The organism is Mesorhizobium sp. LCM 4576 (assembly GCF_001854815.1).
GTDB lineage: Bacteria > Pseudomonadota > Alphaproteobacteria > Rhizobiales > Rhizobiaceae > Mesorhizobium > Mesorhizobium plurifarium.
This window is the reverse complement of record NZ_MDDT01000028.1, coordinates 1-3308: the sequence shown is the minus strand read 5'-3', so window position 1 is coordinate 3308 and position 3308 is coordinate 1. Positions and strand designations below refer to the sequence as shown.

Genomic DNA, 3308 nt, shown 5'->3' with positions numbered 1-3308 from the left:
CCCCAGCGTGGCGATRCCCCTGGCCCCGCTATGCTTTCGGTCGAGGATTTCCGCATCACCGAGCGCTCGAAACCGTTTTCGCTGGAGCTGCGCCGTGGCGAGATCGTCGCGCTGGCCGGCCTGGAGGGGCAGGGCCAGCAACGCTTCATGCGCTCGCTGGTCGGTCAGTACCATCCCTTCGCCGGCCGTGTGGCGATCAAGGGCAAGTCGCTGCCCTTGCCGGTGTCGCCCGGCGGCGGCGTGCGCCGGCTGCAGGCGATGGGCGTCGGCTTCGTGCCGGAGGATCGCAAGGAAGACGGGCTCTTCCTCGGCCTTTCCGTGGCGCACAACATTGCCGCAGCGCTCCATTCGAAACGGTCGGAGCTGGCGCTGGCCGCCGGCTATCAGCGACAGATCGCCGACACCATGTCGAGCCTTGCCGTGAAGGCCAGCGGCCCGGGCGCCGCCGTCGGCACGCTGTCCGGCGGCAATCAGCAGAAGGTGCTGCTCGGCCGCTACCTTGCCGCCGACATCGACATCCTGCTCGTCGAGGAACCGACGCGCGGCGTCGACATCGGCGCAAAATCGGAGATCTACCGGCTGCTGCGCGACTTCGCGAAGAAAGGCGGCGCGGTGCTTGTGCTGTCGCGCGAGACGGTCGAGCTGATCGGGCTCTGCGACCGCATCTGCGTCGTCCACAACGACACGATCGTGAAGCAAATGCCGGCGGCCGACGCCACGGAGCACAACATCCTCGACGCCGCGCTCAGCGCCAACGGGGAGGCGAATGGGGCGGGAGGTGAGCGCCGATGACAGCCATCAGCAGGCGCCTCATGAGCGCGAGAGGATCGCGGCAGGGCATGTGGATGCTGCCCCTGCTGATCGCGCTGGCCATCGCGCTCTGGCTCAGCCTCGAGACGGCGCAGTTCCTCAACGGGGAAAACCTGCTCAATCTGGTGCCGCAGGCGATGCCGCTCGTCATCACGGCGGTCGGCCAGATGTTCGTCATCCTGCTCGGCGGGCTCGACCTTTCGGTCGGGTCGATGATCAGCTTCACGACGGCGGTGCTCGCGCTCGGCGGACCCGCCTGGGTGCTGATCCCGGCCGTGTTCGTGCTGGCCGCGCTGGTCGGCTTCAGCAACGGCTTCATCATCACCCGCTTCAACGTGCATCCGATCATCGCGACGCTGTCGACGCAGTACATTCTGCTCGGGATCACGCGGGTGCTGCGGCCGGTTTCGGGCGGCACGGTGCCGGATATCGTCATCAGCGCCGTGGCCGGGTCCTTCCTCGGGGTACCGATGCCCGTGTTCTGGGGCATCTTCATACTCGCGGTCGCCTGGAAGCTGCTCTACGGCTCCCGCTTCGGGCTGCACCTTTTTGCGATCGGCGGCGGCGTGTCGTCCGGCGTGGAGGATGCGGCGCATAATTTCGGCATCGCCGACCGGCRCAACATCGTGCTCGCGTATGTGATCTGCTCCTGCTTCGCGGCGCTGGCCGGAGTCTTCCTCGCCGGGCGCATCGTCTCGGGCGACCCGAATGTCGGGCTGCTGTTCGAGCTTGACGCGATCACGGCCGTGGCCATCGGCGGCACCCAGCTTTCCGGCGRCATCGGCAGCCTGCACGGCACCGTCATCGGCGCGCTGGTCATGGCGCTGCTYGCCAACGGCATGAACCTGACGAATGTGTCGCCCTTCATCCAGACCACCATCAAGGGGGCGATCCTGCTCCTTGTGGTCGCTCTGCAGTCGCGCAAGAAGATGGGGTTGTAAGTGGCTGCCGCGCTCACCAATCCCGTCATGCGCCGCTTGCTGCGCGTCCCTCCGGCCTACTACGTCTTTGCCGTGCTGCTTGTGGTTCTGTGGATCGCGCGGCCGAACATGCTCAATCTCAACATCATGGGCATATTCGTGCGCCAGATCGTTCCGCTCGGCATATTGGTGCTCGGCCAGCTTCTGGTGATGCGGGTGCGAAGCATCGACCTGTCGGGCGGCGGCGTCATCCTGCTCATCAACTACACCATTTCGTCCGGCGCCTTTCCCGGCGCCTCCATGGCGTTCTTCATTGTCCTGGCGCTGGCCATCGGGCTGGCCGTCGGGTTCTTCAACGGGCTGATGGTCGGAGTGAGACGGGTCTCGGCCGTCATCGTTACGCTTGCGGTCGGCATCGTCTTGGTCGGGATCGTGCAATATCTATCGAGCGGCAAGCCGCCCGGCGATGTGCCCGGCATGTTCGCCGACATCTACAATACCAAGCTTGGCCCGGCGCCGACGCCTGTGATCTTCTGGGTGGCGGTTTCGGCGGCGCTGTCGCTGTTTCTGTCGCGCACGGTTTTCGGCCGCTACGTGACGTCGGTGGGTGAGAACGTGCAGGCGGCGCATTTCTCCGGCGTTCCGGTCGCGCGCACGGTCGTGCTCGCGCATACGCTCGCCGGCCTATTCGCGGGCATTGCCGCTTTGGTCCAGACGGCTTCGATCGCCGTCGGCAGCGTTCGGGTCGGGCTCGACCTGCCGATCCTGGCGGTCGCCGCGACCATCCTCGGCGGCGTCGTCTTCGGCCGTGGGGAAGGCGGTGTCTGGGGGCCTTTCTTCGGCGTGCTGTCGTTCGCGCTGCTGTTCGTGGTGATGACCACCTTCGGCATCGACGAGCCCGGCAAGCTGATCGCGCAGGGGCTGATCATCCTGCTCGCGGCGATCTTCTACGGCATCAGGCAAAGGTCGAGCTGAGCGGGCAAGTTCGGAACGGCCAATAGTCAATCGCATAGGAAAAATGGATTGGAGATATGACCAAAAGATCGATCTTGTGTTTTGGAGATTCCCTGACCTGGGGCTGGATTCCGGTCATCGAGGGATCGCCGACGCATCGCTACGCCTATGAGGACCGCTGGACGGGCGTGATGGCTTCGCATCTGGGCGATGGCTACCATGTAATCGAGGAAGGTTTGAGCGCCCGCACCACCAGCCTCGACGATCCCAATGATCCTCGTCTTAACGGCAGCGCTTATCTGCCCTCGGCCATCGCCAGTCATCTGCCGCTCGACCTCGTCATCGTCATGCTCGGCACCAACGACACCAAGTCGTTCTTCCGCCGCACGCCTTATGAGATCGCCAACGGCATGGCCAAGCTCGTTGGCCAGATCCTCACCAGCGCCGGTGGCGTCGGCACACCCTATCCGGCGCCCCAGGCGCTGGTGGTCGCGCCGCCGCCACTGACTCCGATGCCGCATCCCTTCTTCCAGGGCATGTTCGCCGGCGGCCATGAGAAGACGGCGGCGCTCGCGGCCGAGTATCGCGCCATGGCCGATTTCACCAAGGTCGATTTCCTCAATG

Annotated in this window: 4 protein-coding genes; all 4 read left to right on the top strand. The window is 65.3% G+C overall.

Translation table 11 applies throughout. The features are described from left to right. On the top strand, positions 1-792 hold a 792-nt coding region (locus tag LCM4576_RS18740), incomplete at its 5' end, for an ATP-binding cassette domain-containing protein (protein WP_131803264.1). 20 nt (positions 793-812) lie between these two features. Then, the gene (locus LCM4576_RS18735) at positions 813-1751 is read left to right on the top strand and encodes an ABC transporter permease (protein ID WP_244510839.1); all 939 of its coding nucleotides are present in this window, start codon (positions 813-815) and stop codon (positions 1749-1751) included. Between the two features lie 27 nt (positions 1752-1778). After that, positions 1779-2705: an ABC transporter permease gene (locus tag LCM4576_RS18730; RefSeq protein WP_371410091.1), complete on the top strand. Its 927-nt coding sequence runs from the start codon at positions 1779-1781 to the stop codon at positions 2703-2705. A gap of 56 nt (positions 2706-2761) precedes the next feature. Continuing rightward, positions 2762-3308, top strand: a 547-nt coding sequence (locus LCM4576_RS18725; RefSeq protein ID WP_071033750.1) for an SGNH/GDSL hydrolase family protein, incomplete at its 3' end; no start/stop codon positions are given.

Excerpts from the sequence above, each read along its gene's own strand:
- LCM4576_RS18730 (WP_371410091.1), top strand. The coding sequence starts at position 1,779 with ATGCGCCGCTTGCTGCGCGTCCCTCCGGCCTACTACGTCTTTGCCGTG.